Annotated in this window: 13 protein-coding genes; 1 reads left to right on the plus strand and 12 read right to left on the minus strand. The window is 72.4% G+C overall.

Translation table 11 applies throughout. From position 1 onward, the window contains the following. Positions 1-13: 13 nt before the first annotated feature. The 9 genes from ACFW48_RS03615 to ACFW48_RS03655 form a co-directional block, all read right to left on the minus strand. The gene (locus ACFW48_RS03615) at positions 14-793 is read right to left on the minus strand and encodes a S16 family serine protease (protein ID WP_386310085.1); all 780 of its coding nucleotides are present in this window, start codon (positions 791-793) and stop codon (positions 14-16) included. A 58-nt stretch (positions 794-851) separates the two neighbouring features. After that, a complete protein-coding gene (locus ACFW48_RS03620) occupies positions 852-1,523 on the minus strand; it encodes an IclR family transcriptional regulator (RefSeq protein ID WP_386310088.1) in 672 nt (223 codons plus the stop codon). 302 nt (positions 1,524-1,825) lie between these two features. Next, positions 1,826-3,622 carry a DEAD/DEAH box helicase gene (locus ACFW48_RS03625; protein ID WP_386310090.1) on the minus strand — a complete coding sequence of 599 codons (1,797 nt, stop codon included), beginning with the start codon at positions 3,620-3,622 and terminating at the stop codon, positions 1,826-1,828. A gap of 142 nt (positions 3,623-3,764) precedes the next feature. Continuing rightward, on the minus strand, positions 3,765-5,225 hold the full coding sequence (locus tag ACFW48_RS03630) for an MFS transporter (protein WP_386310093.1): 1,461 nt from the start codon (positions 5,223-5,225) through the stop codon (positions 3,765-3,767). A 111-nt stretch (positions 5,226-5,336) separates the two neighbouring features. Continuing rightward, positions 5,337-5,906 carry an SUKH-4 family immunity protein gene (locus ACFW48_RS03635; RefSeq protein ID WP_386310095.1) on the minus strand — a complete coding sequence of 190 codons (570 nt, stop codon included), beginning with the start codon at positions 5,904-5,906 and terminating at the stop codon, positions 5,337-5,339. Positions 5,907-6,027: 121 nt separating this feature from the next. Then, complete coding sequence (locus ACFW48_RS03640) at positions 6,028-8,343, minus strand: xanthine dehydrogenase family protein molybdopterin-binding subunit (RefSeq protein ID WP_386310097.1); 2,316 nt, start codon at positions 8,341-8,343, stop codon at positions 6,028-6,030. Further along, positions 8,340-10,238, minus strand: coding sequence for a 2Fe-2S iron-sulfur cluster-binding protein (locus ACFW48_RS03645; RefSeq protein WP_386310100.1), 1,899 nt, complete (start codon positions 10,236-10,238; stop codon positions 8,340-8,342). The genes ACFW48_RS03640 and ACFW48_RS03645 overlap by 4 nt, the downstream gene beginning before the upstream one ends. Then, a complete protein-coding gene (locus ACFW48_RS03650; RefSeq protein WP_055417181.1) occupies positions 10,235-11,128 on the minus strand; it encodes a xanthine dehydrogenase family protein subunit M in 894 nt (297 codons plus the stop codon). Before ACFW48_RS03650 ends, ACFW48_RS03645 begins: the two co-directional genes overlap by 4 nt. Positions 11,129-11,459: 331 nt before the next feature. Beyond that, complete coding sequence (locus ACFW48_RS03655; protein WP_386310102.1) at positions 11,460-13,133, minus strand: beta-N-acetylhexosaminidase; 1,674 nt, start codon at positions 13,131-13,133, stop codon at positions 11,460-11,462. 134 nt (positions 13,134-13,267) lie between these two features. Between ACFW48_RS03655 and ACFW48_RS03660 the strand changes: the two genes are divergently transcribed. Continuing rightward, positions 13,268-14,488 carry an RNA-guided endonuclease InsQ/TnpB family protein gene (locus tag ACFW48_RS03660; RefSeq protein WP_386310103.1) on the plus strand — a complete coding sequence of 407 codons (1,221 nt, stop codon included), beginning with the start codon at positions 13,268-13,270 and terminating at the stop codon, positions 14,486-14,488. A gap of 41 nt (positions 14,489-14,529) precedes the next feature. Here ACFW48_RS03660 and ACFW48_RS03665 read toward each other — a convergent pair whose 3' ends face one another. Genes ACFW48_RS03665 through ACFW48_RS03675 form a run of 3 tightly spaced genes read right to left on the minus strand, consistent with a single transcriptional unit; the run spans position 14,530 to position 17,662 of the window. After that, the gene (locus ACFW48_RS03665; protein ID WP_386310105.1) at positions 14,530-15,375 is read right to left on the minus strand and encodes a carbohydrate ABC transporter permease; all 846 of its coding nucleotides are present in this window, start codon (positions 15,373-15,375) and stop codon (positions 14,530-14,532) included. Next, a complete protein-coding gene (locus ACFW48_RS03670) occupies positions 15,372-16,367 on the minus strand; it encodes a carbohydrate ABC transporter permease (RefSeq protein WP_386310107.1) in 996 nt (331 codons plus the stop codon). The genes ACFW48_RS03665 and ACFW48_RS03670 overlap by 4 nt, the downstream gene beginning before the upstream one ends. After that, positions 16,364-17,662, minus strand: coding sequence for an extracellular solute-binding protein (locus ACFW48_RS03675; RefSeq protein WP_386310109.1), 1,299 nt, complete (start codon positions 17,660-17,662; stop codon positions 16,364-16,366). The genes ACFW48_RS03670 and ACFW48_RS03675 overlap by 4 nt, the downstream gene beginning before the upstream one ends. Between the last annotated feature and the right edge of the window lie 66 nt (positions 17,663-17,728).

Consider the following 17,728-nt stretch of genomic DNA (forward strand, 5'->3'; position numbering starts at 1 on the left):
AGCCCCGCCTCTCTCAGCAGGTGGGGACCTTGCCCTTGCCCGTCTCCAGGGCGTTGAGCGAGTCGACCGCGCCCTTCAGGGTGGTGACCGGGATCAGCCGGAGCCCCTGCGGCAGCTCGGCCCGCGCGTCCGAGCACTCGGCCTTCGGCACCAGGAAGACGGTGGCCCCGTCCCGCCGGGCGGCCTGCGTCTTCAACGGCACACCGCCCACGGCACCGACCTCGCCGCCGGTGCTGATGGTGCCGGTACCAGCGATGACCTGGCCGCCGGTGAGGTCGCCGGCACTCAACTTGTCGACGATGCCGAGGGAGAAGAGCAGTCCGGCGCTGGGGCCGCCGACGTCCTCCAGGCGCAGCTCGACGTCCACGTCCGCCGCGTCGAGGTCCAGGTAGCCCAGCGCGGCGGTGGTCGCCGCGTCCTGGGACTCCTTCATCTGCTCCTCGTTGTACTCCTCGATCTCGCTGACGTCGTCGCCGCTCGGGTAGACGGCGTCGCGCGGCATCACCGCCCGGTCGGTGTCGAACCAGCTTCCGAGCACGTCCCCGAGGTTCACGCTCGCGTCGGGGCCGGTCGCCTCGATGGTCGTCATCCGCAGCTGCCCGCTCGTCCCGTGCGTGGGCGCCCCCTTGATCGTGATCACCGGGGCGCCCTGGTTCTGCCCGAGCACGTCGGCCGTCAGCCCCGGCTGCGCCACGGAGAACGGCAACGGCGCGAACACGGCGGTGGCGAACAGCGCCACGACGGGGAGACCGCAAACGGCGAGGGCCTGGGGACGCGTGAGACGAGAGAGCACGGGGTCAATCTAACGCGACGCCCCGTCGTAGCTGACGCCCCTCCACAACCAAGGGACGTCACCGCAACGCCTCCGCCACCTCCCGCGCCGCCTCCATCACCCGCGCCCCCACCCGCTCCGGCACCACGTCGGCCAGCATCACCACGCCGACGCTGCCCTCCACCCCCGTCACCCCGAGCAGCGGCGCGGCCGCTCCGCAGGCCCCGGCCTCCAGCTCCCCGTGGGTCAGGGTGTACCCGGGCCCCTCCGCCGCGTCACCGGCAGGCTGCGGCTGCGGCTGTGCCTGCTGCCGCGCGGAGAGGATCGCCTTGCCCGCGGCCCCCCGCTCCAGCGGATGCCGAAACCCCGCCCGGTAGGCCACGTGGTAGTCCGTCCAGGTCGGCTCGACGACGGCCACGGCCAGCGCCTCCGCCCCGTCCACCAAGGTCAGATGGGCCGTCGCCCCGATGTCCTCGGCCAGCGACCGCAGCGCCGGCATCGCCGCCTCGCGCACCAGCGGATGCACCTGGCGGCCGAGCCCCAGCACCCCGAGGCCGACCCGGGCGCGTCCGCCCAGATCCCTGCGTACGAGTGCGTGCTGTTCCAGCGTGGCGAGCAACCGGTACACGACGGTCCGGTTCACGCCCAGTTTGTGGGATAGCTCGGTGACGGTCAGCCCGTGGTCCGTATCGGCCAGCAGTTTGAGGACGCGCAGTCCCCGATCGAGCGTCTGAGAGGTCTCCGCGGTCACGACGCCCACTCCTTAGTGGTGAGGTCGGCGGCCCTCCAAGCGGGATTGCGTCACCGAGTCCCGTCAGTGACGCGCTTCAGAGGCCGCCGATCGGCTGACGGCCCGGCCTTGTGCCCGGGCCCAGTCGCTTCACGGCTGCGCTCCGCGGCGGCGCTGCCACGGGGCGTGTGCGTAGCGGGACAGTAGCGACCTGGTTCGCTCAGCGGAAGGCTCCGTCCAGAATCCGGGCGATGGCCGGTGTGGACTACCTGTGTTTGTCCTGATACGTACAGCGCACGCGGGCGGCGCCCACGCCCCGCCCGTCACTTCATGCGGGTGGCCCACTCCTGCACCTTGGCGATGCGCTGGCGCAGTTGTCCGCCGGTGGCCTCGGCGCTGGGCGGGCCGCCGCACACGCGGCGCAGTTCGGTGTGGATCACGCCGTGCGGTTTGCCGCTCTGGTGGACGTAGGCGCCGACCAGGGTGTTGAGCTGCTTGCGCAGCTCCATCAGCTCCTTGTGGGAGACGACCGGGCGCCGCTCGGCGGGCAGTTCGAGCAGGTCGGCCTCGTCGTCGGGCTTCTTGCGGCTGTGCGCGATCTGCCGGGCCTGCCGCTTCTGGAGGAGGAGTTGGACCTGGTCGGGCTCCAGCAGGCCGGGGATGCCTAGGTAGTCCTGCTCCTCCTCGCTCCCCGGGTGGGCCTGCATGCCGAACTCGGCGCCGTTGTACATGACCCGGTCGAAGGTGGCCTCGGACTCCAGCGCCTCGAAGGAGAACTGCTCCTGCTCGCCGGTGTCCTCGTCCTGCTCCCGGTTCGCCTCGTCCATCTCCTTCTCGGACTCGGCGTAGGGGTCCTCCTCGCCCTCCTTCTTGGGCTTGTCGAGGACGTGGTCGCGCTCGCGCTCCATCTCGTTGGCGAAGGTGAGCAGGTCGGGCACGGTCGGGAGGAAGACGGACGCGGTCTCGCCGCGGCGCCTGGAGCGTACGAAGCGGCCTACGGCCTGGGCGAAGAAGAGTGGGGTGGAGATGGTGGTGGCGTAGACGCCGACCGCGAGGCGGGGGACGTCGACGCCCTCGGACACCATGCGGACGGCGACCATCCACCGGTCGGTGCTGCCGCTGAAGTCGTCGATGTTCTTGGACGCGCCGGTGTCGTCGGACAGGACGACGGTCGCCTTGCTGCCGGTGATCTCACGGATCAGTTTGGCGTAGGCGCGGGCGGAGTCCTGGTCGGCGGCGATGACGAGGGCGCCGGCGTCCGGGATGGCCTTCCTGACCTCGGTCAGCCGCTGGTCGGCGGCGCGCAGCACGGCGGGCATCCACTCACCGCGCGGATCGAGGGCGGTGCGCCAGGCCTGGCTGACCGCGTCCTTGGTCATCGGCTCGCCCAGCCGCGCGGCGATCTCGTCGCCCGCCTTCGTCCGCCAGCGCATGTTGCCGCTGTAGCTCATGAAGATGACCGGACGCACGACGCCGTCGGCGAGCGCGGAGCCGTACCCGTAGGTGTAGTCGGCGGCGGAGCGCCGGATGCCGTCGTTGCCCTCCTCGTACGTGACGAAGGGGATCGGGTTGGTGTCGGAGCGGAACGGCGTACCGGTCAGCGCGAGGCGGCGGGTGGCCGGCTCGAACGCCTCCAGGCAGGCCTCGCCCCAGGACTTGGAGTCACCGGCGTGGTGGATCTCGTCGAGGATGACGAGGGTCTTGCGCTGCTCGACGCGGTTGCGGTGCAGCATGGGGCGGACGCCGACGCCCGCGTAGGTGATGGCGATGCCGTGGTACTCGCGGCTGAGCGGCCCGGCGCTGTACTCGGGGTCGAGCTTGATCCCTATCCGCGCGGCCGCCTCCGCCCACTGCTTCTTCAGGTGCTCGGTCGGCGCGACGACGGTCACCTGCTGCACGACGTGGTGGTGCAGCAGCCAGGACGCGAGCGTCAGGGCGAAGGTGGTCTTGCCGGCGCCGGGGGTGGCGACCGCCAGGAAGTCCCGGGGCTGCTCCTGGAGGTACTTCTCCATCGCCCCTTCCTGCCAGGCCCGCAGCTTGCTGGCGGTGCCCCACGGGGCGCGGCCGGGGAAGGCCGGGGACAGGTGGTGCGAGGTGCTGGAGCTGGCGGTGGTAGTCACGGTCTCCGAAGGGGGTAGAGCGGCTCGGCCACGTATGACAACCGGGCCACCCTACCGGCGCCCCGACGCGATCAACGCGCGCACCGGGGCGGGTCACCCCCGGGTGGGACGGAGGTCACAGCCGTCGCATCCTTTTACGCGCTCATCGCTCCCGCACCCGTGTAGCCACCCACGCCCCCACCAGCGCCACCCCCGCCATCGGCAGGAACACCGCCGCGAAGGCCGCCGGGTGGGAGCCGGTCGCCTCCGTGGCCGCGTGGCTGACCGTGCCGCCGCCGAGGGCGGCGAAGGCCGCTCCGCCGACCGACAGCAGGATGACGTTGGAGAGGCCGTCGGAGATCTGGAGGGCGGCGGAGTTGCTGCCGGCCTCCTCGGGGGCGGAGAGCTTGAGCAGGAGCACGCTGGTGGAGGAGATCACCAGGCCCATGCCGAAGCAGCCGAAGCCCCAGGCGACGGCCACCGTCCAGGCGGGCACGGCGTCGATCAGCACGCTCGGCGCCGTGGCGATGGCCGCCGCCACCAGGACCATGCCGAGGGCCATCAGGCGCTCGCGGTGGGGTTCGAGCCGCGGCCGGGACTGGAACCAGGAACCCAGGGCCCAGGTGGCCCCGCCCGCGGCCAGCGAGAACCCGGCCATCGTGGGGCTGAGCCCGCGCTGCGTGACCAGCATCAGCGGGACGAAGGACTCCGCGGCGATGAAGGCGCCCGCGGCGACGCCGCGCAGCAGGACGACGGAGGGCAGCCCGCGCACCGCCCGGTAGGTGCCGCGCGGCAGCAGCCCGAGGACGGCCGGGACGAGCAGCGCCACGCCCACCGCGCCGGGCAGCAGCGAGGCCGGGCGCAGGTCCTGGGCGGCGTACTGGAGCAGGCCGGCGCCCAGCGAGATGGCGAGGGCGAGGCGGATGCGGCGGCGGTCGAAGGAGGCCGGCGCCTCCGTCCCGCCCACCGGCCCGGCCGCCCGGCGGCGTATCTGCGGCAGCGCGAGCGCCAGCGGGAGCACGACCAGCACCGGGATGCCGACGAACACCCAGCGCCAGCCGAGGTGCTCGGTCACCGCGCCGGACGCGAGCGGGCCGACGATCGACGGGACGACCCAGCCCGCCGCGAACGCCGCCATGATCGCGGGCCGCAGCCGCTCGGGGTAGGCCCGCCCGACGACGACGTACAGCGCGACGATCACCAGCCCGCCACCGAGCCCTTGCACGGCCCGCCCGAGGATGAACAGCCACATCGCGCCGGCCGTCCCGGACAGCACCAGCCCGGCCGCGAAGGCGGTGATGCCGGCGGTCAGCGGCGCCAGCGGCCCCCGCCGGTCCGACCACTGACCCGAGAGCACCATCCCGAACAGACTCGTCGTGAAGTACCCCGAGAACGCGAAGGCGTACAGCGACACCCCGTCCAGTTCCCGCGCCGCCACCGGCATCGCCGTACCGACCGCCGTCGCCTCGAAGGCGATCAGGACGACGACGGAGACGATGCCGATGCTCAGCGCCCGGTAGGCGCGGCTCAGCACGGTCTCGGCGGCGGGCGCGGTGCGGTCGGTCTTCGGACCGGGGGCGGGGGTGTCGGCGACCTCGGTGTCGCGCGGTTCAGGGACGGTCATGGTCGCCAGAGTAAGGGCCGCAGACCGCTTTGACCCCTGTCGGAAGGCGGTACGGGACCGGGACCTTGGTCGTACGACCGGCCTCGCATCAGGGGCTGCGCCCGCGGAGGGTTACGCGGGTTCGAATCCCGCCCCGGCCTCCGGTGCTGCCGCGCGGCGCAGCAGACACAGCGTGAGAACGAGGGTCGAGACGTCCGGGGTGAGGGGGCGCAGGCTCGCGTCGGCCGGGTGCCAGGTCAGGACCGTGCCCGTCGGGCCGTCCACGACCACGTCGCTGCCGTCGGGCAGTCGGCCGAGCCGGACCAACTGGCCTGCCGCCTCGGCCGGGACCGCGGGCCCGTAGTGCTCCGCCAGGGTCGGCAGCGGTATCCCGTCGTCGTCGGTGCCGAGCGGGAACGCGTCCTCCGGCAGGCCCGTGTCGCGCAGGAAGCGACGGGTGGGCTCGTGGGTGAGGGCCGGCGGGAAGTCGATGTCCTCGAAGCGGGCCACGCGGCCCCGGCCGAACTCACGGGCCAGCAGACGGTAGGACAGGTCGAGGGCGAGACCGGACGTCGCGCGGCGGCCCGCCGACACGAGCAGGCAGCCGATCACCGCCGCCGACGTCCACAACAGCGGCGTCTCGCGCCCCGACGGCACCCGCGCCGGCGCCCGCGTCGTCATGTCCGTGGTGACCCCGTGCATCGTCTCCCCCGAGTGTGTGCGCGACCGAGCCGTAGCCGGTGGGAGCGGCAGTCGTCCCCACCGCTTCGCAGCCTACGTGCCACCACTGACAACGCCCCCGCCCGCGAGGGCGCCCACCGAGTCAGGCGGTGACCACCGCGGCCTGCGGGCGGATCGGGAGCCGGTTGACCGGGCGTCCCGTGGCCGCGCGCACGGCGGAGGCGACGGCCGCCGGGGAGGCCACCACCGGTGCCGCGCTGACCGCCTTCGCGCCGAAGGGCGCGACCACGTCGCGTTCCTCGACGAGCTTCACGATCCGGATGTCCGGGGTGTCGAGCGCGGTGGGGAGGGCGTAGCCGGTGAGGTCCGGGTGGCGGATCAGGCCGCGCGGGGTGCGCAGGTTCTCCGTCAGCGCGATGCCCACGCCCTGGGTCACGCCCGCCTCGATCCGGGCGGTCAGCTGGGCCGGGTTCAGCACGCGGCCCACATCCTGCGCGACGGCCAGCTCCACGACCCGTACCGAGCCGATCTCGATGTCGACGTCCACCACCGCGCGGATCGCGCAGAAGGCCATACCGACGAAGGCGTCGCCCTGGCCCGCCTCGTCCAGCGGCTCGGTCGGGTGCGGGCGGCACTGGGCGGTGGCCCACAGCTCCTTGCCCTCCAGCGCCTCGGCCACCGTGGTCGACAGCACGCCGTCGTACGAGGTGATCTTGCCGTCGGCGATCTGGAGCAGCTCGGTCGACATCCCGAACTGGTGCGCGAGGGGCTGGAGGAGCTGGGTGCGGACCATCTTGGCCGCCCGTTCCACCGCGCCGCCCGACACCCAGGTGTGGCGGCCCCGGCAGCCGGCGCCGGCCGGGGGCTGGTCGGTGTCGACGGGCGCCACCTGCACCTCGTCGACGCCGAGGGTGTCCTGGACGATCTGCCGGGCCAGGGTGGTGAAGCCCTGGCCGGTCTCGACCGCCGCGCACAGCACCGTCGCCACGCCGTCCTGGACCTTCACGGTAGCCGTGGAGACCTCGTCGGCGCCCTCGGCGCCCAGCATGTGCACCATGCCGATGCCGTAGCCCACGCCCCGGCGCACCGCGCCCGGCTCACCCGCGCCCTCGGGGCCGCCGGGCAGCAGCCACTCGTCCTCGGGGGTGTCCTTGGGCAGGGCGGGGAGCGGGAAGTCGCGGACCGCCTGGAGGAGTTCGGCGACGGGGGCCGGACACGTGACCGTCTGGCCGGTGGGGAGCACGTCGCCCGTGGCCAGGACGTTGCGCAGCCGCACCTCGGCCGGGTCCAGGCCGAGCTTCTTGGCCACCTTGTCCATCTGCGCCTCGTACGCGGCGCACACCTGCATGGCGCCCTCGCCGCGCACATGGCCGGAGGGCGGGTTGTTGGTGCGCACGGCCCAGCCCTCGATGAAGGCGTTGGGGACGACGTAGGGACCGCAGGCGAACGCCACCGCGGCGGCCAGGGCGTCGGAGGAGGTGTCGGCGTAGGCGCCCGCGTCGAGCAGGATCTGCGCCTCGACCTTCACCACCCGGCCCTCGGCGTCCGCGTGGTGGCGGTAGCGCAGGAGGGTGGGGTGCCGATGGACGTGGCCGAGGAAGGACTCCTCGCGCGTGGCGGTCAGTTTCACCGGGCAGCCGGTCTTCAGCGCCAGCAGGCCGAGCGGCAGCTGGAAGCCCTGGTCCTCGCGGTCCGCGGTGGCACCGGGCACCCCGGTGACGACGATCTTCACCTGCTCGGGTGTCAGGCCGTAGCAGGACGCGGCCGTGTCGCGGTCGGCGTGCGGATCGGTGGAGGCCAGGTACAGCTCCACGCCGCCGTCCGGGCGCGGCACCGCGAGGCCCGCCTCGGCGCCGATGGGCGCCGGGTCCTGGCGGCCGATGCGGTACAGGCCCTCGACGACGACCTCGCCGGCCGCGTCCGGGTCGCCGTGGCGCAGCGGGATGTGCCGGATCAGGTTGCCGTCGGGGTGCAGCGGTTCGGCCTCGAAGGCCTGCTCCGGGTCGGTCACCGGGTCGAGCACCTCGTACTCGACGATGACGGCGGCGGCGGCCATCCGCGCCGTGTCCGGGTGGTCGGCGGCGACGGCCGCGATGGGCTCGCCGTGGTGGCGTACGACCTCGGAGGCGAACACCGGGCGGTCGGCCCGGCCGCCGCGTCCGTGCAGCGGGGCGCCGGGTACGTCCTCGTGCGTGACGACCGCCCGTACGCCGGGCATCTCGCGCGCGTGGGTGGTGTCGATGGACACGATGCGCGCGTGCGGGTGCGGCGAGCGCAGGACGGCCGCCCACAGCAGGCCCTCGGCCCACAGGTCGGCGGCGTACGGGAAGGTGCCCTCCGTCTTGGCGCGGGCGTCGGCGGGCAGCAGGGACGCGCCGAGGCCGTGCGGGATCGGCTCGGGGACGGGGGGCGCCTCATCGGTTCCCGCGGCCTCCGCAGTCGCGGCGTCGTTGCTCACGCGTGGCCTCCGTCCTGGCCGTTCTCACCGTAGGGCTGGTCGTGCGGTCCTGGGGCGTCCGGCGTCCCCGGCGGTCCCTGGGGCCCGAACGCCGACGGGTTGACGCCGCCCGCGCCCGGACCCGCCTGGTGCGGGATACGGGGCTCCTCGGCGTCCGTCTCGGCCGCGTCGGCGGCGGTGTGCGCCTCGCGCTCGGCGACGACCTCCTTGACCGCCTCCAGGACGCCCCGGTAGCCGGAGCAGCGGCAGAGGTTGCCGCACAGGGCCTGCCGGGCCTCCAGTTCGGTCGGCGCCGGGTTGCCCTCCAGGAGGTTGTGCACGGTCATCGCCATGCCGGGCACGCAGAAGCCGCACTGCACCGCGCCGCGCCGCGCGAGCGCCCGCTGCACGTCCGACGGTCGCCCGTCGGTGGCGAGGCCCTCGACCGTACGCACCTCGCTGCCGGCACTGGTGACGGCCGGGACCAGACAGGAGGCGACCAGCCGTCCGTCGACCTGCACGTTGCAGGCGCCGCACTCGCCCTGCGAGCAGCCGTCCTTGGCGCCCGCGAGGCCGAGCCGCTCACGCAGCACGTACAGCAGCGACTCGCCGATCCAGGCGTCGGTGACGGGCCGGTCGGCGCCGTTGACGCGCAGCACGTACGAGGCGAGGGGGTGTTCCTCGTGCGGACCGGCGGGAGCCCGCTCCTGGGAGGCGGCCGGGTCGGTCTCGGGGGCGGCCGGGTCGGTCTCGGTGCGAGGGGCGGTGCGGGGCTCCGCCTCCGGGTCCGGCTCGCGCTCCTGCCCGGGGGCCGGCTCGCGCTCCTGCGCGGACTCCGGCTCGCGCTCCCGCCCGGGCTCCGGCTCGCGCTCCTGCGCGGCGGCCGGCGCCGGGCCCGTCACGGGCTCCTCGGCGGCCTCCGGGCCGGATTCCGCCTCCACGTCCTCGCCGGTGTCCGCGGGTGGCTCCGCGGGCCCCTCGAAGGCCTCCTGAGCCTCCTGGGACTCGTCGGTCACCGTCTCGTCGGTCACCGTCTCGTCGGCGGCCGATGCCGAGGGCCCGGTCTCCGCGGCGGGTGCCGCGGGCGCTTCGACGTACGGACCGGCCGCCGACTCGGGCGCCCCGGGCGCGGACGCGGCCGCATCGGACGGCCGTTCCTCGCCGCCCGGTGCGGCCTGGGCCGCGCGGTCGCCCCACGGCTGTCCGGCCGGCTGGGTCGCCCAGGGCGCGGGGGCGCCGCCGGGCAGGGTGGCCGGTGCGGTGCCACCCCACTGCTCGGCCAGGGACGACTGGGTGAACTCGCCCGACTCGTCCGGCAGGTCGCCGTCGGCGACGGGAATGGACCACTGACCGGTCACGTCCTGACCGGTCACGTCCTGACCGGACGCGGCACCGGGCTCGGGCGCGATGCTGCCGGAGGCGGCGGCCGCGGCCTCGGAGAAGTCCCACTGGCCGGTGGCCCCGGGCCGGTACGTGAACCGGTCGCCCTGCCCGGCGTCCACGTCGTACGGCGCGTTCGTGTCGTACGGCGCGCTCCCGCCGTACGGGTCATGCTGCGGGTACTCGGCGTACCCCTGGTGAGCGGCGGGCTCCTGCCCCGCGTCCGGGACGTGCCACTGCGTGCCGTCCACGGGTGCGGCCGGCATCGCCCAGGTGCCGGTGGCCGCCGGGTCGGTGCCGGCGGTGGTGGCGGGCGCGACCGTGATCTGCGGCGGCACATAGCCGTGCCCGGGCGCGGCGAGCGGGCTGTCGGTGGTGGCCAGCAGCGCGTCCACGCCGCCCTCGGGGAGTTTCACGAAGGCGGTGGCGCCGTCGTCGTAGTCGCCCTGGGGCAGCGGGTCCCAGCGTCCGCCGCTCGGGGGCGTGCCCCCTCCGTGCTGATCGCCGTGCCGGTCGTCGTGCTGGTCGTCGGTCACGACAGCGCCCTCCCCAGTGCTCGTCGGGCCAGCGCGGCGACGGTGCGCCGCAGGTGCAGTACGGCCGGCGGGAGCTGCGGTACGGAGCCGTCCTCGGCCGGGGCCGCGTCGGGGATGCAGGCGGCGGCGACGTACTCGCCGAAGGCGCTCAGCGCCTCCGGGACGATCGCGCGGCCGTTGTCCCAGTCGATGAGCGAGGCCACCCACTGCTCGGCCTCCAGGGGGCGCAGCGGCATCGGCGCGATGGCGCCGACGGCGCACCGCACCCCGCGCCGGGCGGGGTCGAGGACCAGCGCCACGGAGGCCATCGCGCGGCCCGGGCCGGTCCGGCCGGTCGCCTTCAGGAAGACCTGCGGCGCGTGCAGCAGCGGCACGCGCACGTAGCCGATGAGTTCGCCCGCGCGGAGCATCTCCATGCCGGCCAGCAGGTGCGACACCGGCATCTCCCGGCGGGCCCCGTCCGGGCCGGCGATGATCAGCGTCGACTCCAGGGCGGCCAGCACCGGCAGCGCGTCGCCGGTAGGGGCGGCCGAGGCGATGTTGCCGCCCAGGGTGCCCGCGTTGCGGATCTGCGGCGGTCCGGCGGCGCGCGCGGCGGCGGCGAGCGCCGGGATGAGCGCCGCGAAGTCGGGGCGGCCCATGCGGGCGTGGGTGAGTCCCGCGCCCAGCAGCGCGTGACCGTCCTGGTACTGCCAGCCGCGGATCTCGCTGATCCGGCCGAGGCCCACCAGCGCGGCCGGCCTGAGCTGGCCGGAGTTGACGGCGGTCATCAGGTCGGTGCCGCCCGCGACCGGAACGGCGGCGGGCATGGCGGCCAGTGCCGCCACGGCCTCGTCCAGTGTCGTGGGCAGCGTGACGGCCTGCGCCGCCTGCGGTGCGTGCGTGGTCAAACCGACTGCCCCTTCCCGCTGTCCCACCTGGTCCCGCCCATGTGGCCGTACGGTACGACCTGACAGGGCGGACGTGGCAACTCTGGCACATCTTTGCAGGGCCCGAACGCGGGGGTCCGCTAGGAGGCATTCGCCCACCTCGTCGGCGAGATGGTCCGATTTCACACGGGATCTCCGGCAATCAGCCGACAATCAGAGGTGAGTGCGATGAGCGAGAGTTGCCACTCCTCTGTGGCGTTTCGGGGCTTTCTCCTTACTTGTGCGCCTTACTTGTGCGCCTTGCCTGTTCGCTTTGCCTGTTCGCTTTGCCTGTTAGCCTCGCCCGTTCGCCTTACTTGTTCGGCGGCGGTCCGTCGATCGGCCGGCCGAGCACACCGGGCCGCCGCTGCCAGGGCAGCGGGCCGCCGGGCGGCCGGTAGCCGACGCCCAGGGCGTCAAGTCGCCGGTAGTGGGCGGCCATCCGGCGCTCGAAGTCGGCGAAGTCCCGGTCGGCCGGGGCGGGCAGGGCACTCCAGGCGACCTCGGCGAACGCGGCGAGCCTCGGGAACGTCTGGTAGTCCACGCGCGCCTGGTTCTCCATCACCTCGGTCCACACGTTCGCCTGGGTGCCGAGCACGTGTCCGGACTCGTCCGGCGTCAGCTCCGCCGGAACCGGCTCGAACCGGTAGACGTCCTCCAGGGTGCGCACGAAGCCGACAGGCACGGGTTCGTCCTCGCCCGCGTGCTGCCGGTGGTCCAGGTACACCTGCTGCTCGGGGCACATGACGACGTCGTGTCCCGCGCGCGCGGCGGCGACCCCGCCGGCGTACCCGCGCCAGGAGGACACGGCCGCGCCCTTGGCCAGTCCGCCCTCAAGGATCTCGTCCCAGCCGATGAGCCGGCGTCCGCGTTCGGCGAGCCAGGTGTCGAAGTGCTGGATGAACCAGGCCTGGAGTTCGTCCTCGTCGGCGAGGGCGAGTTCCTCGATGCGCGCCTGTGCGGTGGCCGAGTGCCGCCACTGGTCCTTGGGGCATTCGTCGCCGCCGATGTGGATGAACTCCGAGGGGAAAAGCTCCAGGAGTTCCTCGAACACGCCCTCGTAGAAGCGCAGTGTGTTCTCGGTGGGGGCGAGTACGTTCGGGGAGACCCCCCAGGTGTCCCAGACGGAGAGGGCGGTGGTGTCGATCACGTCCGTGTTGCCGAGTTCCGGATACGCGGCGATGGCGGCCTGCGAGTGTCCGGGTACGTCGATTTCGGGGACGACGGTGATGTGCCGCTCGGCGGCGTAGGCGACGATCTCCCGGATGTCGTCCTGGGTGTAGAAACCGCCGTGGGGTTTGTCCTCCCAGAGCGGTGAGGCACGGTGGCCGTATTTGGTGCGCGCCCGCCAGGAGCCGGTCTCGGTGAGCTTCGGATGGCGTTTGATCTCCACGCGCCAGCCCTGGTCGTCCGTCAGATGGAAGTGCAGGACGTTGAGTTTGTGCGCGGCCATCAGGTCCAGGTAACGCAGGACGCCTTCCTTGGGCATGAAGTGCCGGGCGACGTCCAGCATGAGGCCGCGCCAGGGGAAGCGGGGGGCGTCCTCGATCCGGACCAGGGGCAGCCGCCACCGGCGTCCAGGGAGCGGTGCGCGCCGGAAGGCGTCCGGGCCGAGCAGTTGCCGGAGCGTCTGAGCGCCCCAGAAGAGGCCGTCCGGACCACCGCCCGTCAGGTGCACGCCCGTCGGTTCGACGACGAGGCGGTATCCCTCGGCGCCCAGCTCACCGTCGAGGGACAGGCGGACGACGCCGTCGCCCCCCGACCCGGGCGCGAGCGGCAGGCCGGTCGCGGCGCCCAGCGTGGCGCGCAGCCAGCGCTCGGTGTGCTCCGTACCGTCGTCCGCCACCACCTTGGTGTCCGGGCCGAGACCGAAGAAGTCGCGCTCGTGGCACGTCACTTGCTGCGGCTGGGGAATTACGTCTGTCACGTCAGTCACCTGTTCCTTGCGAGGAGACCCCAGCGCCCGCGCCGGGGGAGGGAATCGCATCCGGGTGTCGCGGCGCGGAGCGTCGCCGTATCCGGTTCGGGCGCGGAGCGCCCGTACCGCTGCGCTTTTGCTGGGGTGATGCGAACGCGTGTGCCTGTGATCGCTGGTCGGAGTGGCGGACGAGAGGGGGCGAGATGGCACTGGTGGGGGCGGGTGCGGGGGCCGGACGTGCCCGGTACACGTACCGGTTGCGTGTGTCGTCCGCCGCCCGCACCACTCTGACGGCGGAGTGGGACCGGTACCGCTGGGTGTGGAACGAGTGCGTCGCCAAGTCCAGGGCCGCGCACCTGCACAACACGTCCACCGGCGAGAAGACCACGTGCGGCCCGGCGCAGCTCGACAGGATGCGCACCGAGGCCCGCGCCCGCACGCCATGGCCGCGTGAGGGCTCGTCGGTTCCCCAGCAGCAGGTCATCCGCGACTTCGGCCGCTCCCGCGCCAAGGCACACAAGGACATCACAGAGCGCCTGCCGATGGCGCGCCAGGCCGGGATGCCGAAGTGGAAGACCACGCGTGAAGCACTGCCGACTCTCGACTACACCCGGCGCGGGTTCCGGCTGGAGGACGGCCGGCTGCACCTGGCGGGACGCATCGTCCTGACGGTGGTGTGGTCGCGGGAACTGCCGGGTGAGCCATCCTCGGTCCGCGTGTACCAGGACAGTCTCGGGCACTGGTACTGCTCGTTCGTCGTACCCGCCCAACTCCAGCCCCTGCCGAAGACCGGCCGCGTCCTCGGTGTCGACTGGGGCGTGAGTGAGACCGCGACCACCACGTCCGACGCGCACGACCTGCCGCACCCCGGGCATGGCGGGGAGGCTCGGGCGAAGCTGGCCCGGTACGACCGGATGACGGCCCGCCGCAAGCCGAAAAAGGGCCAACCCGGGACGAAGGGCTACCGCGAGGCGCGGAAACTGCGGGCGAAAGCCCACAAGCAGGTTGCGAGGCAGCGTGCGGACACCGGCCGCAAGTGGGCCAAGAAGATCGTCCGCGACCACGACACGATCGCGGTCGCGGACTTCCGTCCGAAGTTCCTGGCCAAGTCCACCATGGCCCGCAAGGCCGCTGACGCCGCCATCGGCGCCACCAAGGCCGCCCTGACCGAGATGGGCCGCAAACACGGGCGGGACGTCCGCCTCGTACACCCCGCGCACACCACCAAGGACTGCGCCCAGTGCGGAACGAGAACCAAGCACGCACTCCCCCTCTCGGAACGTACCTACACCTGCACCGCCTGCGGGACCGTCTCCCCCAGAGACAAGAACTCCGCACGCGTCATGCTCCTCCGGGCTGGTCTCGACCCGGCTGGTGCCGACGGCGGAAGACCTCCTGGAGCGCTGCTCCAGGAGGCGGCCTGAGCCAGAAATCCCCTCCCCCTTCAGGGAGGGGAGGATTCAAGTCAGTCCTTTACCGCTCCGCCGAGGCCGGAGACGAGTCGTCGTTGCACGAGTACGAAGAAGACCAGCACCGGAATCGTCATCACCGTGGAAGCGGCCATCACACCGCCCCAGTCGGGGTCGTCCGGTTTGTAGAAGACCAGCAGCGCCATCGGCAGCGTCGACTGGGAGGTGTCGCTGATGATGAACGACTTGGCGAACAGGAAGTCGTTCCAGGTCGAGATGAAGGAGAAGACGCTGGTGGCCACCAGCCCCGGGAAGACCAGCGGGAAAAGGATCTGCCACAGGAATCGCGCCCGGCTCGCCCCGTCGATGTAGGCGGCCTCCTCCAGGGCTTCCGGCACGGCTTTCACAAACCCTCGCAGCATCCAGATCGCGAACGGCAGCGAGAAGGCGATGTGGGGCAGGATCAGCGAACCCAGCGTGTTCAACTGGCCGAAGTCCCGCATGAGGAAGAACAGCGGGATGGTGAGCGCCTCCACGGGCACCATCTGGGCCACCAGGAACATGATCAGCAGGGTGGTCCGGAAACGGAACCGGAAACGCGTCACCGCGGTCGCCGCGAGGAACGCGATCAGCGCCGAGGCGATCACGACGGTGCCCGCCACGAGCAGACTGTTGAGAAAGTAACGACCGAATTCCTGCTGCCCGAAGACCCGCCGGAAGGAATCGAGCGATGGCGCCAGGGTCCACGGACGCGGCTCGTCCGACTCGATCTCCCCGGCCGGTTTGAAGGCGCTCAGCACCATCCAGTACAGCGGGAAGGCCACCACGACCGAGATCAGCAGCGCCGAGGCCTCGGCCGCCAGCCGCCACGGACGGCGCACACGCGCGCGCGGAAGATTCACAGCTCCTCCCCTTGGCGGCGCAGCAGCCGCAGGTAGACCAGCGTCACGGCGAGCAGGATCAGCAGCATCACGACGCCGATCGCCGAGCCGAGGCTGTACTGCGAGGACGCGAACGCCTTCTGGTAGGCGTAGACGTTGAGGACGAGGTTCTGGCCGGCGATGCCGCCTCCGTTGGTCATGACGTAGATCTGGGTGAAGACCTTGAAGTCCCAGATGACCGACTGGATGGTGACGACCACCAGGATCGGCCGGAGCATCGGAGCGAGCACCGACCGCCAGATGCGCCACTGCGAGGCGCCGTCCAGGGCGGCGGCCTCCAGCACCTCGGCCGGCACGGCGCGGATCCCGGCGTAGACGGTGACCATGACGAACGGGAAGGAGCACCAGACCACTTCGAGCAGGACGAGGGCGAAGGCGCTGAAGCGCCCGTACGTCCAGGAGTGGTCGCCGAGGCCCAGCATCCGGTTGACGGGCCCGAAGTCCGGGTCGAACAGCAGCAGCCACACCGTCGACCCGGTGACCGCCGGGGTCGCCCAGGCTCCGAGGGCGGCCAGCATCAGCGCGAGCCGGGGCAGGGCACGCACCCGAGTGAGCAGCACGGCGAGCGCACACCCGACGGCCAGCGTCGACACCACACAGGCCGCCGCGAACACGACGGTGGCGAGCAGCACCTGCCAGAACCGCGCGTCCGCGAAGAGTTCCGCGTAGTTGCCGAATCCGCGGAAGGTGGTCGGTTCTCCGCCGGAGACCTGCGCCTGCGTGTACTCCAGAAAGGAGATCAGCCCGAGCTGGTAGACGGGGTAGACCAGCAACCCACCGAGGACAACAAGAGCGGGCGCGAGATACAACCAAGGGACACTGGAGGAGCGCCCGAAGGGGCGCGGGGCTGTGTCGGACTTGCGGCTACTTCCGCCGCGTGGGCGCGACAAGCCACCACGGACCTGCACCCGCCCGCGAACCGTGCCCCCCGAGCTACTGGGCGAAACCGTCATCCGGCGGAGCCGAACGCGTCGTCCATCTTCCGAGCCGCGTCCCCAGCGGCAGCGCCCACGTCCTCCTTGCCGCTGACCACCTCCTGGAACATCGTCGGCAGCACCTGCGACGAGTCGATCGTCGCCCACGCGGGCGAGGCCGGCACGAACTTCGTGCCCGCGGCGAGGGTGTCGACGAACGGCTTCACGAACGGCTCCTCGGCCGCGACCCGCTGCCGTACGTCCGTGAAGGTCGGCAGGAAGCCCATCGCGTCGAACATCTCGCCCTGCGCCTGCTTCGACGCGAGCCGCTTCATCAGGTCGACGGCGAGGGTGCGGTGCGAAGTGCTCTTCAGGACGCCGATGTTGTTGCCGCCCGCGAAGGCCGGGGCGATCGAGCCGGGCTTCACGCCCGGCAGCGGCACGACCGCGTACTCGCCCTTCACCTTCCCGGCATCCACGGCCTGGCGGCTGAAGTCGCCGCCGATCGCCATGGCCGCCTTGCCGGAGGCGAACGCGGTGACGGTGTCGTTGCCGCCCATGCCGGCGCACTTCGCGGCGGGGCAGTTGTCGTCGCCGAAGAGGGACGTGTACGCCTTGATGCCCTTCCGGGCGGCGGCGCTGTCGATCGCCGAGGCGTACGAGCCGCCCTTGCCGGTGGCGAGTTCGCCGCCGTCCGCCCAGATGAAGGGCATCGCGCCGTAGGTGTAGGCCCCGCCGACCGCGATGCCGTACAGGTCGGGCTTCGCGTCGCGGATCTTCTTCGCGGTGGACGCCAGTTCGTCCAGCGACTTCGGGGCCTGGAGGCCGAGTTCGTCGAAGACGTCGGTGCGGTAGTACAGGGCGCGGACGCCGACGAAGTAGGGGGCGCCGTAGACCTTGCCGTCCACGGTGACGGACTGCCGGGCGGTGGGGTCGGCGTCCTTGGCCTCGTCCCAGGCCCCGAAGTCCTCGGTGACGTCCATCAGCCCGCCGTCCTTGACGTAGCCGGCGGTGTCGGTGTTGCCGTACTCGATGACGTCGGGGGCGCTGGCGGGGTCGTTGAAGGCGGCCTTGATGCGCTGGGCGCGGGTCTCGACGGGGATGTACTCGACGTCGACCTTCGTGCCCTTGTGCGCCTTCTCGAAGTCGGCGAGGACCGCGTCGACGACTTTTTCCTTCGGCTTGGTGTTGACCTCCTGGAAGAGCCAGACCCGTAGCGTGCCGCTCTTCTCGTCCTTGCCGGAGGAGGAGTTGTCGGACGTCTGGGGGGCGCAGGCGGTCGCGGTGACGACGGCGGCGGCCAGCGATACGGCCAGGCGGGGGGCGAGCTTCATGGAGTGTGCCTCCGGGCGTGCGTTGCAACATATGCAATGACGGTTTCGCTCTGCACAACACCCAGG

The organism is Streptomyces sp. NPDC058812 (assembly GCF_042744565.1).
Classification (GTDB): Bacteria; Actinomycetota; Actinomycetes; order Streptomycetales; family Streptomycetaceae; genus Streptomyces; species Streptomyces thinghirensis.